General features: G+C 69.7%; 16 protein-coding genes. 10 read left to right on the top strand and 6 right to left on the bottom strand.

What is annotated here, in order from left to right:
* Positions 1–185 precede the first annotated feature (185 nt).
* Complete coding sequence (locus AC4PMY_RS15370; protein WP_064294484.1) at positions 186–1,463, bottom strand: uracil-xanthine permease family protein; 1,278 nt, start codon at positions 1,461–1,463, stop codon at positions 186–188.
* Positions 1,464–1,598: 135 nt separating this feature from the next.
* Between AC4PMY_RS15370 and AC4PMY_RS15365 the strand changes: the two genes are divergently transcribed.
* From AC4PMY_RS15365 to AC4PMY_RS15355, 3 genes are all read left to right on the top strand, one after another.
* Positions 1,599–3,050 (top strand): NCS2 family permease, encoded by a 1,452-nt coding sequence (locus tag AC4PMY_RS15365; protein WP_064294483.1) that lies wholly within the window; start codon positions 1,599–1,601, stop codon positions 3,048–3,050.
* Positions 3,051–3,114: 64 nt separating this feature from the next.
* Positions 3,115–4,017: a phosphodiesterase gene (locus AC4PMY_RS15360; RefSeq protein ID WP_491623131.1), complete on the top strand. Its 903-nt coding sequence runs from the start codon at positions 3,115–3,117 to the stop codon at positions 4,015–4,017.
* Between the two features lie 177 nt (positions 4,018–4,194).
* The gene (locus tag AC4PMY_RS15355) at positions 4,195–5,673 is read left to right on the top strand and encodes an aspartate ammonia-lyase (RefSeq protein WP_491623258.1); all 1,479 of its coding nucleotides are present in this window, start codon (positions 4,195–4,197) and stop codon (positions 5,671–5,673) included.
* 74 nt (positions 5,674–5,747) lie between these two features.
* On the opposite strand, the gene AC4PMY_RS15350 is transcribed toward AC4PMY_RS15355, so the two are convergent.
* Positions 5,748–6,650: a fumarylacetoacetate hydrolase family protein gene (locus tag AC4PMY_RS15350; RefSeq protein WP_371743699.1), complete on the bottom strand. Its 903-nt coding sequence runs from the start codon at positions 6,648–6,650 to the stop codon at positions 5,748–5,750.
* A gap of 329 nt (positions 6,651–6,979) precedes the next feature.
* Here AC4PMY_RS15350 and AC4PMY_RS15345 point away from each other — a divergent pair, with 329 nt between their 5' ends.
* Entirely contained in the window at positions 6,980–7,354 is a 375-nt protein-coding gene (locus AC4PMY_RS15345; RefSeq protein ID WP_064294480.1) for an FKBP-type peptidyl-prolyl cis-trans isomerase, read from the top strand.
* A gap of 88 nt (positions 7,355–7,442) precedes the next feature.
* On the top strand, positions 7,443–7,973 hold the full coding sequence (locus AC4PMY_RS15340) for an adenine phosphoribosyltransferase (protein WP_064294479.1): 531 nt from the start codon (positions 7,443–7,445) through the stop codon (positions 7,971–7,973).
* Positions 7,974–7,976: 3 nt separating this feature from the next.
* Here AC4PMY_RS15340 and AC4PMY_RS15335 read toward each other — a convergent pair whose 3' ends face one another.
* Positions 7,977–9,293 carry an MFS transporter gene (locus AC4PMY_RS15335; protein WP_354296189.1) on the bottom strand — a complete coding sequence of 439 codons (1,317 nt, stop codon included), beginning with the start codon at positions 9,291–9,293 and terminating at the stop codon, positions 7,977–7,979.
* A 151-nt stretch (positions 9,294–9,444) separates the two neighbouring features.
* Between AC4PMY_RS15335 and AC4PMY_RS15330 the strand changes: the two genes are divergently transcribed.
* Positions 9,445–9,876: a pyrimidine dimer DNA glycosylase/endonuclease V gene (locus AC4PMY_RS15330; protein WP_491623130.1), complete on the top strand. Its 432-nt coding sequence runs from the start codon at positions 9,445–9,447 to the stop codon at positions 9,874–9,876.
* A gap of 83 nt (positions 9,877–9,959) precedes the next feature.
* Complete coding sequence (locus AC4PMY_RS15325) at positions 9,960–10,241, top strand: YdeI/OmpD-associated family protein (protein WP_082915908.1); 282 nt, start codon at positions 9,960–9,962, stop codon at positions 10,239–10,241.
* A 36-nt stretch (positions 10,242–10,277) separates the two neighbouring features.
* Here AC4PMY_RS15325 and AC4PMY_RS15320 read toward each other — a convergent pair whose 3' ends face one another.
* Positions 10,278–10,919, bottom strand: coding sequence for a hypothetical protein (locus tag AC4PMY_RS15320; RefSeq protein ID WP_064294476.1), 642 nt, complete (start codon positions 10,917–10,919; stop codon positions 10,278–10,280).
* Positions 10,920–11,087: 168 nt separating this feature from the next.
* On the opposite strand from AC4PMY_RS15320, the gene AC4PMY_RS15315 reads away from it, so the two are divergent.
* Positions 11,088–12,128 carry an LLM class flavin-dependent oxidoreductase gene (locus AC4PMY_RS15315; RefSeq protein ID WP_064294475.1) on the top strand — a complete coding sequence of 347 codons (1,041 nt, stop codon included), beginning with the start codon at positions 11,088–11,090 and terminating at the stop codon, positions 12,126–12,128.
* A gap of 33 nt (positions 12,129–12,161) precedes the next feature.
* Here the strand turns inward: AC4PMY_RS15315 and AC4PMY_RS15310 are convergent, their stop codons facing one another.
* Positions 12,162–12,434 carry a protealysin inhibitor emfourin gene (locus AC4PMY_RS15310; protein WP_064294474.1) on the bottom strand — a complete coding sequence of 91 codons (273 nt, stop codon included), beginning with the start codon at positions 12,432–12,434 and terminating at the stop codon, positions 12,162–12,164.
* 41 nt (positions 12,435–12,475) lie between these two features.
* Positions 12,476–13,585, bottom strand: coding sequence for a M4 family metallopeptidase (locus AC4PMY_RS15305; RefSeq protein WP_491623129.1), 1,110 nt, complete (start codon positions 13,583–13,585; stop codon positions 12,476–12,478).
* A gap of 151 nt (positions 13,586–13,736) precedes the next feature.
* On the opposite strand from AC4PMY_RS15305, the gene AC4PMY_RS15300 reads away from it, so the two are divergent.
* A complete protein-coding gene (locus AC4PMY_RS15300; protein WP_491623257.1) occupies positions 13,737–14,900 on the top strand; it encodes an LLM class flavin-dependent oxidoreductase in 1,164 nt (387 codons plus the stop codon).
* Positions 14,897–15,526 carry an FMN reductase gene (locus tag AC4PMY_RS15295; protein ID WP_491623128.1) on the top strand — a complete coding sequence of 210 codons (630 nt, stop codon included), beginning with the start codon at positions 14,897–14,899 and terminating at the stop codon, positions 15,524–15,526. The genes AC4PMY_RS15300 and AC4PMY_RS15295 overlap by 4 nt, the downstream gene beginning before the upstream one ends.
* Positions 15,527–15,581: the final 55 nt, after the last annotated feature.

Raw genomic sequence — 15,581 nt, 5'->3', positions numbered from 1 at the left:
GAGCGCGGGCCACCGGTCCGGGCCCGATGCGTGTGGGTGCGCCGGCGCGGTGCGCTGGCGTGAAACGCATCTACCCGGCGTGACCGCTGGTCACACACGTGAGCGCGGGGCTCCAGAGACCCGCGCTCACGCGTACGACCCGCGCTGGCGCCAGCGCACCGCGCTGACGCCCCGCACCGGACGGGTCAGGCGGTCTTCCGCCAGCGACCGATGGTCGTCATCACGTGGTAGATGACGATCGCGGCGATCGTGCCGAGCGCGATCCCGTTGAAGCTGACGTCACCACCCGCCACCCAGGTGAAGTCGGCGATGCCGATGATGAGGGCCGTCGCCGCGGTGAACTGGTTGACGGGCTTCGAGAAGTCGACCTTGTTGTCGAGCCAGATCTTCACGCCGATGATGCCGATGAGTCCGTACAGGGCCGTCGTGACGCCGCCGAGGACGCCCGCCGGGATGGTGTTGATGACCGCACCGACCTTGGGGGAGAGGCCGAGGAGGACCGCGAACAGACCGGCGACCCAGTAGGCCGCCGTGGAGTAGACCCGTGTCGCCGCCATGACGCCGATGTTCTCGCCGTAGGTCGTCGTGCCCGAACCGCCGCCGAAGCCGGCCAGCATCGTCGCCAGGCCGTCGGACAGGAGTGCGCGACCGGTCTGCTTGTTCACGGAGGCGTCGGTCATCTGTGCGACACCCCGGATGTGGCCGACGTTCTCGGCGATGAGGACGAGCACGACGGGGAGGAACGCCGGGAGGACCGCCCAGACCGCCGGGTTCGAGATCGGGTTGTCCGCGAGGTGGAACTCGGGGAGGCCGACCCATGCGGCGTCCGCGATCTTCGAGAAGTCGATCTCCTGGCGGATCGCCGCGACGATGTACCCGACCACGACACCGATGACGATCGACAGACGGCCGAGGATCCCTCGGAACACCACGGTCGACAGGATGACGGCCGCGAGCGTCACGAGGGCGGTGATCGGAGCCGCCACGAAGTTGTTCTTCGCGGCGGGGGCGAGGTTGAACCCGATGAGCGCGACGATGGCACCGGCGACGACCGGCGGCATGAGCGCATCGATCCACCCGGTTCCCGTGACCTGCACGACGACGCCGACGAGCGCCAGGAGGAGGCCCACCGCGAGGATGCCGAAGAGGGCGCTGCCCATGCCCTGGCTTGCGACCGCGGCGGAGATGGGGGCGATGAAGGCGAACGACGAGCCCAGGTAGCTCGGCACGCGGTTCTTGGTGATGACGAGGAACAGGAGGGTGCCGACGCCCGAGAAGAACAGCGTCGTGGTGGGCGGGAACCCGGTCAGCACCGGGACGAGGAACGTGGCACCGAACATCGCGACGACGTGCTGCATGCCGAGGCCGATGGTCCGCGGCCAGGTGAGCCGTTCACCGGGGCCGACGATCGCGTGGGTCGGGACGTGCTTGCCGTCGCCGTGCAGAGTCCAGGGCAGCGCCATGTGAGCTCGATTCCGTGAGGAGGGTGCTGGTTAAGGGGTCCAGCCGATCGTAGCGGCACCCTCGCATCCCGGTCGTCGCGGGGCGGTCCGCCGTGCCGGTACGCTGGTTGCTTCGATGCAGACCCAGGAGGTCCAGTGACCACGACGCCCACCGCTCCGCGCTCGTTCCGAGAGCGTCTCGACGGTTTCTTCGAGATCAGCAAGCGCGGCTCGACCGTCGGAGGCGAGGTGCGCGGCGGGCTCGTGACCTTCGTCGCGATGGCCTACATCGTCATCCTCAACCCGATCATCCTGAGCGGCTCGGCCGACGTCACCGGTGGCGAACTCGGCTTCGCCCAGGTCGCGGCCGTGACCGCGCTGACCGCCGGTGTCATGACGATCCTCTTCGGACTCGTCGCACGCCTGCCGTTCGCCTTCGCGGCGGGTCTCGGCATCAACTCCTTCCTCGCCGTGAGCGTCGTCGGTCAGGTCACCTGGGCCGAGGCGATGGGGCTCGTCGTCATCAACGGTCTGATCATCGTCCTCCTCGCGGCGACCGGCCTCCGCGCCATGATCTTCAACGCGGTGCCCATCCAGCTGAAGATCGCGATCACCGTGGGCATCGGTCTCTTCATCGCGTTCATCGGCTTCGTCGACGCCGGTTTCGTCCGGTCGACGGGCGCCGGTTCGCCGCCGGTCGGGCTCGGGATCGAGGGCTCGGTCGCCACGGTGCCGACCGCCGTCTTCGTGATCTCCCTGCTGCTCACGGGCGTGCTCGTCGCGCGCAAGATCAAGGGTGCCCTGCTCATCGGCATCGTCGCCTCCACGATCATCGCCATCATCGCCGAGGCGATCTTCAAGGTCGGTGCCTCGAACGGCGGGGAGAACGCCGGTGGCTGGAACCTGAGCGTCCCGACCCTGCCCACCCAGGTCGTCGGGGTCCCGGACCTCAGCCTGCTCGGCCAGGTGAGCTTCGGCGGCTTCGAGCGCATCGGCGTCCTCGCCGCGCTCATGCTCGTGTTCACCCTCGTGTTCACGAACTTCTTCGACGCCATGGGCACGATGACCGGGCTCTCGAAGGAGGCAGGTGTGGCGGACGCCAAGGGCGACTTCCCGCGACTCCGCTCGGCGCTCATCGTCGAGGGTGTCGGCGCGGTCGCCGGTGGCGCGACCTCGTCCTCTTCCTCGACCGTCTTCATCGAATCCGGCGCGGGCATCGGCGAAGGGGCACGGACCGGCCTCGCGAACCTCGTGACCGGCGCGCTGTTCCTGCTCGCCATGTTCTTCACGCCGCTCACGCAGATCGTGCCCTCCGAGGTCGCGGCCGCCGCGCTCGTCATCGTCGGGACGCTCATGATGTCGCAGATCAAGGACATCGTCTGGACCGAGTTCTCGGTCGCGCTCCCGGTGTTCCTGACGGTCGTCGTCATGCCGCTGACGTACTCGATCGCCAACGGCATCGGCGCCGGCTTCATCGCCTGGGTCGTGCTCCGCTCCCTGTCCGGGAAGGCGCGCGAGATCAGCCCGCTGCTGTGGGTCGTCGCAGCCGGGTTCCTCGTCTTCTTCGCCCGCGGACCCATCGAGCAGCTCCTCGGCGTCGCGTCCTGACCGGACCGTCGGCCGTCCGCGGACGGCCGACGGCTCCGTCGGGGGTGCGTCCTAGACTCGTGCCATGACTTCCGACGTCCGATTCGGTCAGTACCCGGCACCCGGCCGGGTCATCGTCCACCTCAGCGATCCGCACCTCCTGGCCGACGGCCGACGCCTCTACGACGCGGTCGACGTGCAGGCCAACCTGGAGCAGGCCCTCCGCCAGATCGAGCGCATGCAGCTCCGGCCCGACGCGATGGTGTTCACGGGCGACCTGGCCGACCTCGGCGAGGCCGACGCGTACCGTCGCCTGCGCGAGCGCGTCGAGCCCGTCGCCGAGCGCCTCGGTACCACGATCGTCTGGCTCATGGGCAATCACGACGAGCGCTCGGTCATGCGGACGGAGCTGCTCGACCTCCCGGCGGGGGAGCAGCCGCTCGACGCCGTCTGGGACTTCGGCGGACTGCGCGTCATCGGTCTCGACTCGACCGTCCCGGGCTGGCATCACGGCGAGCTGGAGGACAGCCAGCTGGAGTGGCTGCAGACGGTCCTGGCCACCCCGGCGCCCCTCGGCAGCATCCTGGCCATGCACCACCCGCCGGTGCCCTCGAGCATCCCGTTCTTCGACATCCTCGAACTCCGCGATCAGCACCGGCTCGAGGCCGTGCTGCGGGGGAGCGACGTGCGCGCCATCCTGGGCGGCCACTTGCACTACTCCACCTCGAGCACCTTCGCGGGCATCCCCGTCCAGGTCGCGAGCGCGAGCTGCTACTCGATGAACCTCTCGCTGCCGTCCGTGGAGGTGAACGGGATGTTCGGCGGTCAGTCGTTCAACCTCGTCCACGTGTACGACGACCGCATCACCCACTCCACGGTGCCGCTCGGTGACTACACCACCGCGGGCACCTTCAGCGCGGCGTTCGTCGACCGCATGGCCGCCCTGAGCCCGGCCGAGCGGCTCGAGGCGTTCTCGCGCAAGCGGTGACCCACGGGAGCTGAACCGCAGGCACGGAACCGTCTCGTGTCCGAGACACCGCAGCGGCATCGGGGATCGCGCCCGGCTACGCTGGAGGGGACATCCACCCACCAGGCAACGGAGCCACGAGTGACGATCAGCACCACCAGCAGCAGCATCCCCACCACCCTTGGAGCAGACGACGACATGGCGGACAGGACGAACAGCGACGAGACTCGGACGGAGTCGGATTCCCTCGGTTCGATGGAGATCCCGGCCGACGCGTACTGGGGCATCCACACGGCACGCGCGCTCGAGAACTTCCCCATCACGAAGCGTCCGATCTCCGTCTACCCCGACCTCGTCGTCGCCATCGCGAGCGTCAAGCAGGCCGCCGCCCGCGCGAACGCCGAGATCGGGGTCCTCGACCCGGCGAAGGCGAACCTCATCGACCGCGCGTGCCAGATCATCATCGACGGTGACTTCCACGAGGAGTTCCTCGTCGGCGTGATCCAAGGCGGTGCGGGCACGTCGACGAACATGAACGCGAACGAGGTGATCACGAACATCGCGCTCGAGCTCGCCGGCCACGCCAAGGGCGAATACCAGTACCTGCACCCGCTCGACGACACCAACCGGTCGCAGTCCACCAACGACGTCTACCCGACCTCGATCAAGATCGCGCTCGCGTTCTCGCTGCAGTTCCTCCTGACGGAGCTCGGCCTGCTGCGCGACTCGTGCAGCGCCAAGTCCGCCGAGTTTTCCCACGTCCTCAAGGTCGGACGCACGCAGCTCCAGGACGCCGTCCCGATGACCCTCGGACAGGAGTTCCACGGCTTCGCGACGACGCTCACCGAGGACTACGACCGTCTGCACGAGACCCTCTGGCTGCTCGCCGAGGTCAACCTCGGCGCCACCGCGATCGGGACGGGGATTACCGCCGACCCGCGCTACGCGGAAGCCGTCGTCCGTCACCTCAACCAGATCACGGGCCTCACGCTCACGACGGCTCCCGACCTCATCGAATCGACGAGCGACGCCGGCGGGTTCATGTCGTTCAGCGGCATCCTGAAGCGGAGCGCCATCAAGCTCTCCAAGATCTGCAACGACCTCCGTCTGCTGTCGAGCGGTCCGCAGGCCGGGCTCGGCGAGATCAACCTGCCGCCACGGCAGGCCGGATCGAGCATCATGCCGGGCAAGGTCAACCCGGTCATCCCGGAGGTCGTGAACCAGGTGGCGTTCAGCGTCGTCGGCGCAGACATGACGGTCACGATGGCGGCCGAGGCCGGGCAGTTGCAGCTCAACGCCTTCGAGCCGGTCATCGCCCACTCGCTGCTGCAGAGCATCGTCTGGATGGCGCAGGCGTGCAAGACGCTGCGGGTGAACTGCATCGACGGCATCACGGCGAACGAGGAACGACTCGAGGTGATGGTCGGCGCGTCCGTCGGTGTCATCACCGCCCTGACCCCGTTCATCGGGTACCAGTCGGCTGCGGCGCTCGCGAAGACTGCGCTGCTCACGGGCCGCAATGTCGCGGACCTCGTGGTCGAGGCCAACCTCATGACGCGCGACGAGGTGACGAAGCAGCTCTCGCCTGCGCGACTCTCGGGGATCGAGGCCGTCACCTCCGCCATCCCGATCATCGACCTGCCGATCCCGGGCGCGGACTCCGACCCGAGTCGCTGACCGACGCGGTGGCAGACAGCGAAGCCGTCCGGACCAGGGTCCGGACGGCTTCGTCGTGTGCTGTGAGGGACTGACTACCCGGCGGTGACCGCGCAGTGCGTCGTGAGCGATCCGACGCCTTCGACGGACACGGTCACCGTCGCGCCGTCGGTCAGGAAGACCTGCGGGTCGCGCGAGTATCCCGCGCCGCCCGGGCTGCCCGTCGAGATGAGTGTTCCGGGCAGGAGGGTCGCGGAGCCCGACAAGTGTTCGATGAGCGTCGCGACACTGCGGACCATGTGGCTGGTGGAGGAGTCCTGGAGCGTCACGCCGTCGAGGACGGTCGAGATGTGGAGGTCCTGCGGGTCGGGGATCTCGTCCGCGGTCACGACCACCGGGCCGGTCGGGGTGAACCCGTCGAAGGACTTGCAGCGCGACCACTGCGCCTCGGAGTACTGGATGTTGCGGGCGGTGATGTCGTTGACGACGGTGTACCCGAACACGTAGCCGAGCGCATCGGCCGCATCGACGTCGCGAGCGGCCCGGCCGATGACGACACCGAGCTCCGCCTCGTAGTCCACCTGCTCGCTGATCGCCGCGGGCCAGCTCGTGGTGCCCTCGTGCCCGGTGAGCGAGTTCGCCCATAAGCCGAAGATGGTGGGGGCGTTGTCGGTCTTGAGGTTGAGCTCCTGCGAGTGCGCCGAGTAGTTGAGCCCGACCGCGAGGATCGTCGGCGGACGGAGGACCGCGGACGCGTGGACGAGCCCGTCGAGGGGTTCTCCGCTGACACCGTGGGCGAGCGACGTCTCGACGAAGCTCCGTACACGGTCCAGCTCGGCCGGGCCGCGCTCGATGAGTTCCTGGAGGTCGCGCGGGGCGTCCTCGAGGATCTCGTCGAGGAACACCGCCCCGGTGTCGCTGATGACGGCGAGTCGGACCCGCGGCTCTGCGGGGGTACTCGGCTGGTGGTCTGTGGCGACGAAATGGGCGAACTTCACCCGTCTACGGTATCGCAGGCGCGTCGGGCGCGGGCGTTGTGGACATACCGGTCCGAGCTGCGGGTGCCCGGACACGACGGAACGGGATGCGAGGCGGATCCTCGGGCGACCGCCCCGGACAGACTCATCGCCCGGTGCTGCGGCACTGCCTGCGAGTCGCCCGGGCGATGAGTTGGTCTGTCCCTCCAGCATGCACCCGGGTGCCACGGCCCGCAACCCCCAAGTACCGGGTGTGACGCGACGACCACACCACCCGGTGTCGGCCCGGGGCGTCACGCGCTCAGCGAAATCCGCGTGAACCGATCGGGCGGAACTGCTTGGATGGAGTCATGACCGATTCAGCACGCACCAAGCCCGAGGTCGACGCCCCCACGGGCCCGGCCCCCACCGAACTCGTCATCGAGGACATCTTCCTCGGCGAGGGCGACGAGGCCCAGGCCTCCTCGACCGTCGACGTCCACTACCTCGGCGTCGGCTACGACTCCGGCGAGGAGTTCGACTCCTCCTGGAGCCGCGGGCAGTCCATCAACTTCCCGCTGCGCAACCTCATCCAGGGCTGGCAGCACGGCATCCCCGGCATGAAGGTCGGCGGCCGTCGCAAGCTCACGGTCCCACCGGAGCTCGCCTACGGCCCGGCCGGCAGTGGCCACCAGCTCTCGGGCCAGACGCTCGTCTTCGTGATCGACCTCCTGGGCGTCAAGTAATCATCCGCAGGTCACCCCTCGTCTCCCTCGACCGACGCGTCGCGGAGGCGAGGGGTGTCGCATGTCTCCCAGACCGAACGAGGACCGCATGACCACCGCAACCCAGTACGTCGACCGCTTGACGGCGACCATTCCAGATTTCCCGACGCCCGGCATCCTGTTCCGCGACCTCACGCCGGTCTTCGCCGACGCCGACGCCTTCCGCGCGATCATCGACGAGCTGGCGTCGCGCTTCGAGGGGCGCTTCGACGCCGTCGCCGGTGTCGAAGCCCGTGGGTTCCTGCTGGCCGCGGCGGTCGCGTACGCGACCCACACGCGACTCGTCCCCATCCGTAAGGCGGGCAAGCTGCCCGGTGAGGTGCTCCGCGAGGACTACGGCCTGGAGTACGGCGCCGCCGCCCTGGAGCTGCGCACCGAGCAGCTGCCGGCCGGGACGCGCGTGCTCATCCTCGACGACGTGCTCGCGACGGGCGGCAGCTGCGGTGCGGCGATCAACCTCATCGAGCGCGCCGGGTACGAGGTGGCAGGGCTCGGACTGGTGCTCGAGCTCGAGGGACTGCCCGGCCGAGCCTCGCTCAGCGGTCGCGACGTCTTCTCGATCGCCACGGCCCCCGCCTAGGCGCTACGGGGTCGGCGTCCGCGCGTCGTAGCGGCGGAAGGCCCCCTGGACGCGGACGAGGGTCCAGACGAGCACGACGACCAGGAGTCCGCCGGCGAGCGCCGGTACCCAGAGCGCGAAGGCCGAAGCCGCGAGACCGATGTAGAGGTCGCCGACGCGGGGTCCGCCGGTCACGACGACGGTGAAGACGCCCTGCAACCGGCCTCGGACGGCATCGGGCACGGCCGCCTGGAGGATCGTCATCCGGAAGATCGAGCTGATGTTGTCGGCTGCTCCGGCGACGGCGAGTGCGATCGCCGCGATCACGATGGCGGGCAGGTTCGCGTCGGCGGCATCGTGCGTCGCCGTTCCGGAGAACGTGACCCACGCGAGGACCGCGCCGAAGGAGGCGATGGCGAGCCCGTAGACGATGATGGCCCGCTCGATGGCGCGGCCCTGACGGTCGATCCGGCCGAGTCGTCCGGAGACGAGGCTCGACAGCAGGGTGCCGACCGCGCCGGCCGCGGTCAGGACCCCGACGGTGATCGCCCCGCCGCCGAGCAACAGGGTGCCGACGGCAGGGTAGAGCACCCGCGGGTTGCCGAACGTCATCGCGACGATGTCGACGATGAACGTCATCCGGACGTTGGGGGCCGTCCGGAGGAAGGTCCAGCCGTCGACCAGGCTCGCGAGGCCCGGAAGTCGACTGACGCCGCCTTCGGGCAGGATCTTCGGCAGCGACGCGATTCCGAGGAAGGCGGCGACGAACAGCACGACGTCGATCGTGTAGGTCCAGCGGAATCCGACGCCGGCCACGAGGACGCCTGCGAGTGCTGGTCCGACCGTCACCATGACCCCCGCGGCGATGCCGGACAACGCCGCGGCGGACGGTAGGAGGCGGGCCGGCAGCAGCCGGGGGAGGATCGCCTGCCGCGTCGTCCCGACGATGGTCGTCGACACGGCGTTGATCGTCGTGAGGAGGTACAGCGGCCAGACCACCTCAGAGCCGCTCCAGGCGAGCACCGCGATGATCGCCGTGGACACCCACGTGACCACGGCGGCCGTCAGGGCGACCGTGCGTCGGTCGAACGCGTCTGCGAGCATGCCGCCGTAGAGCCCGAAGCAGATCATCGGGATGAGGGCGATGACGCCCACGAGCGAGACGGCGAACGTCGACGCGGTGAGGTCGTAGACCTGGAGGCCGACGGCGACGATGGTCATCTGGCCGCCGATCCCGGTGATCGCCCCGCCGATCCACAGGCGGGCGAAGGCGGGACTCTCCCGGAGCGGACTCAGATCGACGAGGAGCCCGCGACGGCCGGATCCGGGTGCAGCGCTCACCGGGGCATCGGGCGACGGGATGTGGCGCGCTCAGACATGCACCTCAGCCTACGCGCGTCGCGGCAGGGCTCCACGGCGAGGGTCATGCGCTCCGGCGAGGGGCAGGGGCTGCCCGGAGTCGGTTGTCAGCGACCTCGGGCAGGATGGAGACATGCGTCTCTGGTCGATCCATCCCCGGTACTTCGACGCCCAGGCGCTGACGTCGTCCTGGCGTGAAGGGCTGATCGCCCAGCGGGTCCTGCAGGAGCCAGGATCGAGCCTCCGTGCACACCCGCAGCTCCAGCGCTTCCTCGAGGGCGACGAACCGTTGGAGGCGATCGCGGCCTATCTCAACGGTGTCGCCGACGAGGCGCAGGAGCGCGACATCGTCTTCGACCGCGCGCGGGTCGTCGCCTCCGGCGTCCTCCGGGACCCCCTCGTCGTGACCGACGGTCAGCTCGACTACGAATGGGGCAACCTGCGGCGGCACCTGCTCGGACGCAGCCCGGACGTCGCGTCCCGGTGGGCGAAGGTCTGGCGACCGCAGCCGCACCCGGTGTTCGTCGTCGTCGGCGGTGGCGTCGCCTCGTGGGAACTCGCCTGATCGCCTGAAGGCTCAGGGGCCGGCCGAGATCGGTCAGGACCGAGCTGCTCGACGGCTGCCGCCCGACCCACTACCGTTGCCGCATGGGCAGACACGCTGATGTGGGAGCCGCGCCGCTCTCGGCGACCGGCACGGTGGTGCGGCTGCGGCCGGACCTCGAGGAGGCGATCGACGACGCCGGTCGATTGTCGTTCTTCCGCGGCCTGCCGAACAGCGCACAGCGGGAACTCGCGACGTGGGTGGAGCGAGCCGACGACGCGCACCGGGATGCACGGATCGAAGCGGTCATCGAGTTGCTCGCCCAGCGGGCCGTGGAGCTCCGGACGGCCGCTCCGGCGCGAACCGCGGGTGGTCAGCGGCGCTGACGGACGCATGGTGCCGCGACCGGGCGTCGGCAGGGCTCAGAACCCGAAGTCGCCGCCGCCACCGAAGTCGCCGCCGCCTCCGAAGTCCCCGAATCCACCGTCACCCCAGCCACCGCCGTCGGCGGACGTGTCGGCTGCGGAGGCGTCGGTCGTCCCGCCGTCTCCTGCCCCGGCCTCGGCACCACCCTGATCGGCGCCGGCATCGGCTGCTGCATCGGTTCCGACGGTGTCCGGAATGAACGCCTGCGCGATGGCCGAACCGACCACGACCCCGGCGATGGTGCCGAGCATCGAGCTGGCCAGCATCCCCCCGAAGCCCATCCCGCCGCCCTGCGGACCGAGGTTCCGCTCGAGGGTCCCGGGCTGCCGCACTTCGGCCCGGGTGGCCGAACGCGCGAGGGCCTTGGGGGAGTCGTCGGCCGGTGCCTCACCGGTCGGAGCGCCCTCCGACAGCTGTCGGTACAGGATGCCTCGCTGCTCGGGGGTGAGCTTCGTGAAGGCCTCTTCGTGGACCTGTTCGATGGTCTCCGGCGGCGCGGTCCGCAGGAGGTAGCGGTACCGTTCGACGGCGATCTCGTCCTCCGTCCGCGCACTGGTCGGGGCCGGGCTCCCACCACCCGTCGCCTGGACAGGTCCATCGGACTCGGGGCGTCCGAGCAGTCGATCGAGGAATCCCATGCTGTGCTCCTTCAGGGTCGCGGGCATCCAGCGTACGCGTCAGGTGTGGCATCCGGCTTGGATCGCCCTGGGAATCCACTGCGGTGGCCGAGGCGGAATATGTCGGGCCGTCCGAGCGCTGCACCCTGATGCGTCTGTCGCCGTTCGGCAGCGCGACGAAAGGTGACCATGCGACTCTCGATACTGGATCTCATCCCCGTCCGCACCGACCAGGACACTGCGGCTGCCCTCGCAGCGACGATCGCCCTGGCGAAGCGCGCCGACGAGCTGGGGTACCACCGGTATTGGGTGGCCGAGCACCACAACATGCCGTCCGTCGCATCGACGAACCCCGCGGTCGTCATCGGCATCCTGGCCGCCGCCACGCAGCGGATCCGCGTCGGCTCCGGCGGTGTGATGCTCCCGAACCACGCTCCGCTCGTCGTCGCCGAGCAGTTCGCGCTCCTCGAGGCCTCCGCGCCCGGCCGCATCGACCTCGGCCTCGGCCGGGCACCGGGCAGCGACCCGGTCATCTCCGCCGTGCTCCGCCAGTCTGGCAACACGAGCGACGTCGACCGGTTCCCGAACAACGTGCAGGACATCGTCGCCCTCCTCGGCGTCGACGGTGCGAGCGTGCGGATGACCTCCGGCGAGGAGTACGCCCTGCGGGGGACGCCGAAGGCCGGCAGCGTGCCGGACGTGTGGTTGCTCGGATCGAGCGACTACTCGGCGGCGCTCGCCGCGGCACTCGGGTTGCCCTACGTCTTCGCGCACCACTTCTCCGGCCAGGGGACGGCGCGGGCCCTCGAGCTCTACCGGTCCAGTTTCCAGCCGTCCGCACATCTCGACGCGCCGCGCACCTTCCTGACCGCGAACGCCGTGGTCGCCGACACGGCCGCCGAGGCGGAAGCGTTGGCGCTCCCCAACCTGCAGCAGATGGCGAGACTGCGCTCCGGCAAGCCGCTCGGACCCATCGCGACCGTCGAAGAGGCTGCCGCCACCGAGCAGAGCGATCTCGAGCTCGGCTTCGTCGAGCAGATGCGCGCTGCCTGGATCATCGGCGACGCCGACCAGGCTGCGGCGGAGCTGCAGGGTCTCGCCGACCGCTTCGGTGTCGACGAGGTCATGGTGTCGCCCGTCGGGTCGGCACGGGAGGGCACGCCGTCGAACTCGGCGCCCGCGCGTGAGCGGACGATCGAACTGCTGGCGGAGCGCTTCCCGCAGCACTGACGCCGTCGGGGCCATGCGACCGGCGAGGAATCGTCAGTCCCGTGGTGGCTGGACGGCGCGCACCCGTTCGACGAGTTCCTGCCAGGGACCGGTGAGCTGCTGCTCGCCGAGGGTGGCCTCCTTGGGGGCGCATCTGATGCGGTAGACGTACCGATCCGGGACCGGTGGTCCTTGTGGGGTGTCGTCCCACGGGAGGCGGTCGAGCAGGACAATCCATCGGTCGACGTCGGGCTGCTCGTCGACGACGACCTCCCACCGTCGGGTGAGACCGGCTACACCGCCGCTCCTCGTCACCGTGACCTTCATGCCGCGATGCTACTCCGCGAGCCCGGGCGCTGCCACGACGCTCAGGCGGACGGCTCGATACCGACGAGTGCCCACGCCTGCCCGACCGCGATGTGCTCCTCCGAGTCCACACCGAACCTGGCGGAGGCCGCCGCGATCGTCGCCGCGGCGAAGGTCGCGAAGTCGGCGCGCTCCGACAGACCGCCGACGAGGGTGTCGTACCAGATGAGCCCCGCGCGCTCCCAGGCATTGCCGCCGAGGGCGACGGCGAGCGTTGCGAACGCCCGGTTGGGGATGCCGGAGTTGAGGTGGACGCCTCCGTTGTCGTCGGTCGTCTCGATGTAGTCGTCGAAGTGCGCCGGCTGCGGGTCCTTGCCGAGGACGTCGTCGTCGTAGGCCGTGCCCGGGGCGAGCATGGAACGCAGAGCGTTGCCCTCGACCTCGTCCGTGAAGAGGCCTTCGCCGATGAGCCAGGACGCCGATGCCGCGTCCTCGCCACGCGCGTGTTGTTCGACGAGGGCGCCGAAGACGTCGGACACGTGTTCATTGAGCGCTCCGGGCTGCCCCTCGTAGACGAGGTTCGCCGTGTACTGCGTCACCCCGTGGGCCAGCTCGTGGCCGATGACGCTGAGGGAGCTCGTGAAGCTGCGGAAGACCTCCCCGTCGCCATCGCCGAAGACCATCTGCTCGCCGTTCCAGAACGCGTTGTCGTAGTCGTCGCCGTAGTGCACCGTGGCGAGCAGGGGCAGCCCGCGGCCGTCGATGGAGTCGCGTGCGAAGGCTTCGGCGAAGAGGGCGTGGGTGTCGCCGAGGCCGTCGTAGGCGGCGGAGACCGCAGTGTCGGCGGTGGCGGGCTCGCCTTCCGAGCGGACGAGCGTGCCCGGGAGGGTCTCGGTGCCCTCGGCGTCGTGGATGCTGCGCTCCGGGGTGCCGACCGGACGCTTGCCGGCCGTCGCGCCGCGCACGGAATCGGCGGCCCGCTCCGACCCGGGCTCGGGGAAGCGGTATGGTCGCGTGGCGAGCAGCGAGTACCGCGCGGCACTGGCGGCGCGAGCGAGCTGCGGAGCGTCGAGTCCGGCGATGCGCTCGAGCAACCAGGGCGGGACGATGCCGCACACGTGTCGAGAGGCGGGTGTCGGCGTGCTGGACGAAGGGTTCGGTGAGCCGTTCATGCGGTGATCCTGCCATAGCCCGCCGACACGGCGTCCGGCTCGCGCGGCGCGCTGTGGACAGGATGCCGAACGGGCCGGGAATAGCGCGGGTGTGAACGCCGTTGTCCTTGATATCCATGCAAATGCATGAAAGAACGAGTGGGAGCGCATGATGCAATTCGGAATCTTCACGGTGGGGGATGTCACCACCGACCCGACCACCGGGATCACGCCCACCGAGCACGAGCGCATCGAGGCGATGGTCGCGATCGCCGTGAAGGCGGAGGAGGTCGGTCTCGACGTCTTCGCGACCGGCGAGCACCACAACCCGCCCTTCGTCCCGTCGAGTCCCACGACCATGCTCGGCTACATCGCTGCGAAGACCACGGACCTCATCCTCTCGACGAGCACGACGCTCATCACCACGAACGACCCGGTGAAGATCGCCGAGGACTACGCCATGCTGCAGCACCTGGCCGGCGGCCGGGTCGACCTCATCATGGGCCGTGGCAACACGGGGCCCGTCTACCCCTGGTTCGGCAAGGACATCCGCGAGGGCATCAACCTCGCCATCGAGAACTACGCGTTGCTCCACCGCCTGTGGCGAGAGGACTACGTCGACTGGCAGGGCCAGTTCCGCACTCCGCTGCAGGGCTTCCAGTCCACGCCGCGACCGCTCGACGGTGTGCCGCCCTTCGTGTGGCACGGCTCCATCCGGAGCCCCGAGATCGCCGAGCAGGCGGCCTACTACGGCGACGGCTTCTTCGCGAACAACATCTTCTGGCCGAAGGAGCACTACATGCGCCTCATCCAGCTGTACCGTCAGCGGTTCGAGCACTACGGACACGGCACGGCCGCGCAGGCGATCGTCGGACTCGGCGGCCAGGCGTTCATGGCGAAGAACTCGCAGGACGCCGTCGCCCAGTTCCGGCCGTACTTCGACAACGCCCCCGTGTACGGTCACGGGCCGACGCTCGAGGACTTCACCGAGCAGACGCCGCTCACCGTCGGCAGCCCGCAGCAGGTCATCGACCGGTACGCCGGGATGCGCGAGACCTTCGGCGACTACCAGCGTCAGCTGTTCCTCATGGATCACGCCGGGCTCCCGCTCGCGACGGTGCTCGACCAGCTCGAGATCCTCGGCGGCGAGGTCGTGCCGGTGCTCCGCAAGGAGTTCGCGAAGGACCGTCCGGCCGACGTGCCGGAGGCGCCGACGCACGCGTCGATGGTCGCGGCCGCTGACGCGGAACTCGCTTCGCGCTCCGGTGCGGTCGAGACGAGCCGGGTCGCATCCGGTTCGGCGTTCGGCGCGGCGGCGGTCGGGGCGACCCGATGACCGCCAAGCGCACGCTCGCCGTCGTGTCGGCCGGCCTCAGCCAACCGTCGTCTACACGTCTCCTCGCCGACCGCCTCCGCGACGCCACCGTGGCGCGCCTCGAGCAGGACGGGTACCAGGTCGAGACGACGTCGATCGAGCTGCGCGACCTCGCGCAGGACATCACGAACAACCTGCTGACCGGGTTCCCCAGTCCACGGTTGTCCGAGGCGATCGAAGCCATGACCGCCGCCGACGGCGTGATCGCGGTGACGCCGATCTTCTCCTCCAGCTACTCCGGTTTGTTCAAGTCGTTCTTCGACGTGGTGGAGCCGACCTCCTTGACCGGGGTGCCCGTCGTCCTCGGTGCGACGGGTGGGTCGGCCAGGCATTCGCTCGCCCTCGAATACGCCGTGCGTCCCTTGTTCGCCTACCTGCGGGCGGTGACCGTGCCGACCGCCGTGTTCGCGGCCTCCGAGGACTGGGGGTCGGGCGACGTGCAGGTCGGTGCCCTGCCGGCGCGGATCGACCGTGCGGCCGGCGAGTTGAGCGCACTCGTGGCGGCCTCGGACCGTTCCGGGCGCCTGGACGACCCGTTCGCCCTCGATCGCCCGTTCTCCGAGCTGCTCGGCGGTCTCGGGGCCTGATCGGACGGCTCCGTCCGACCTCCCCGATGCGGGCGGGGACCGCCCGGTGCGGTCC

This window comes from Plantibacter sp. MDV22-iso1 (assembly GCF_058408345.1).
This window is presented reverse-complemented; position numbering and strand designations above follow the sequence as displayed.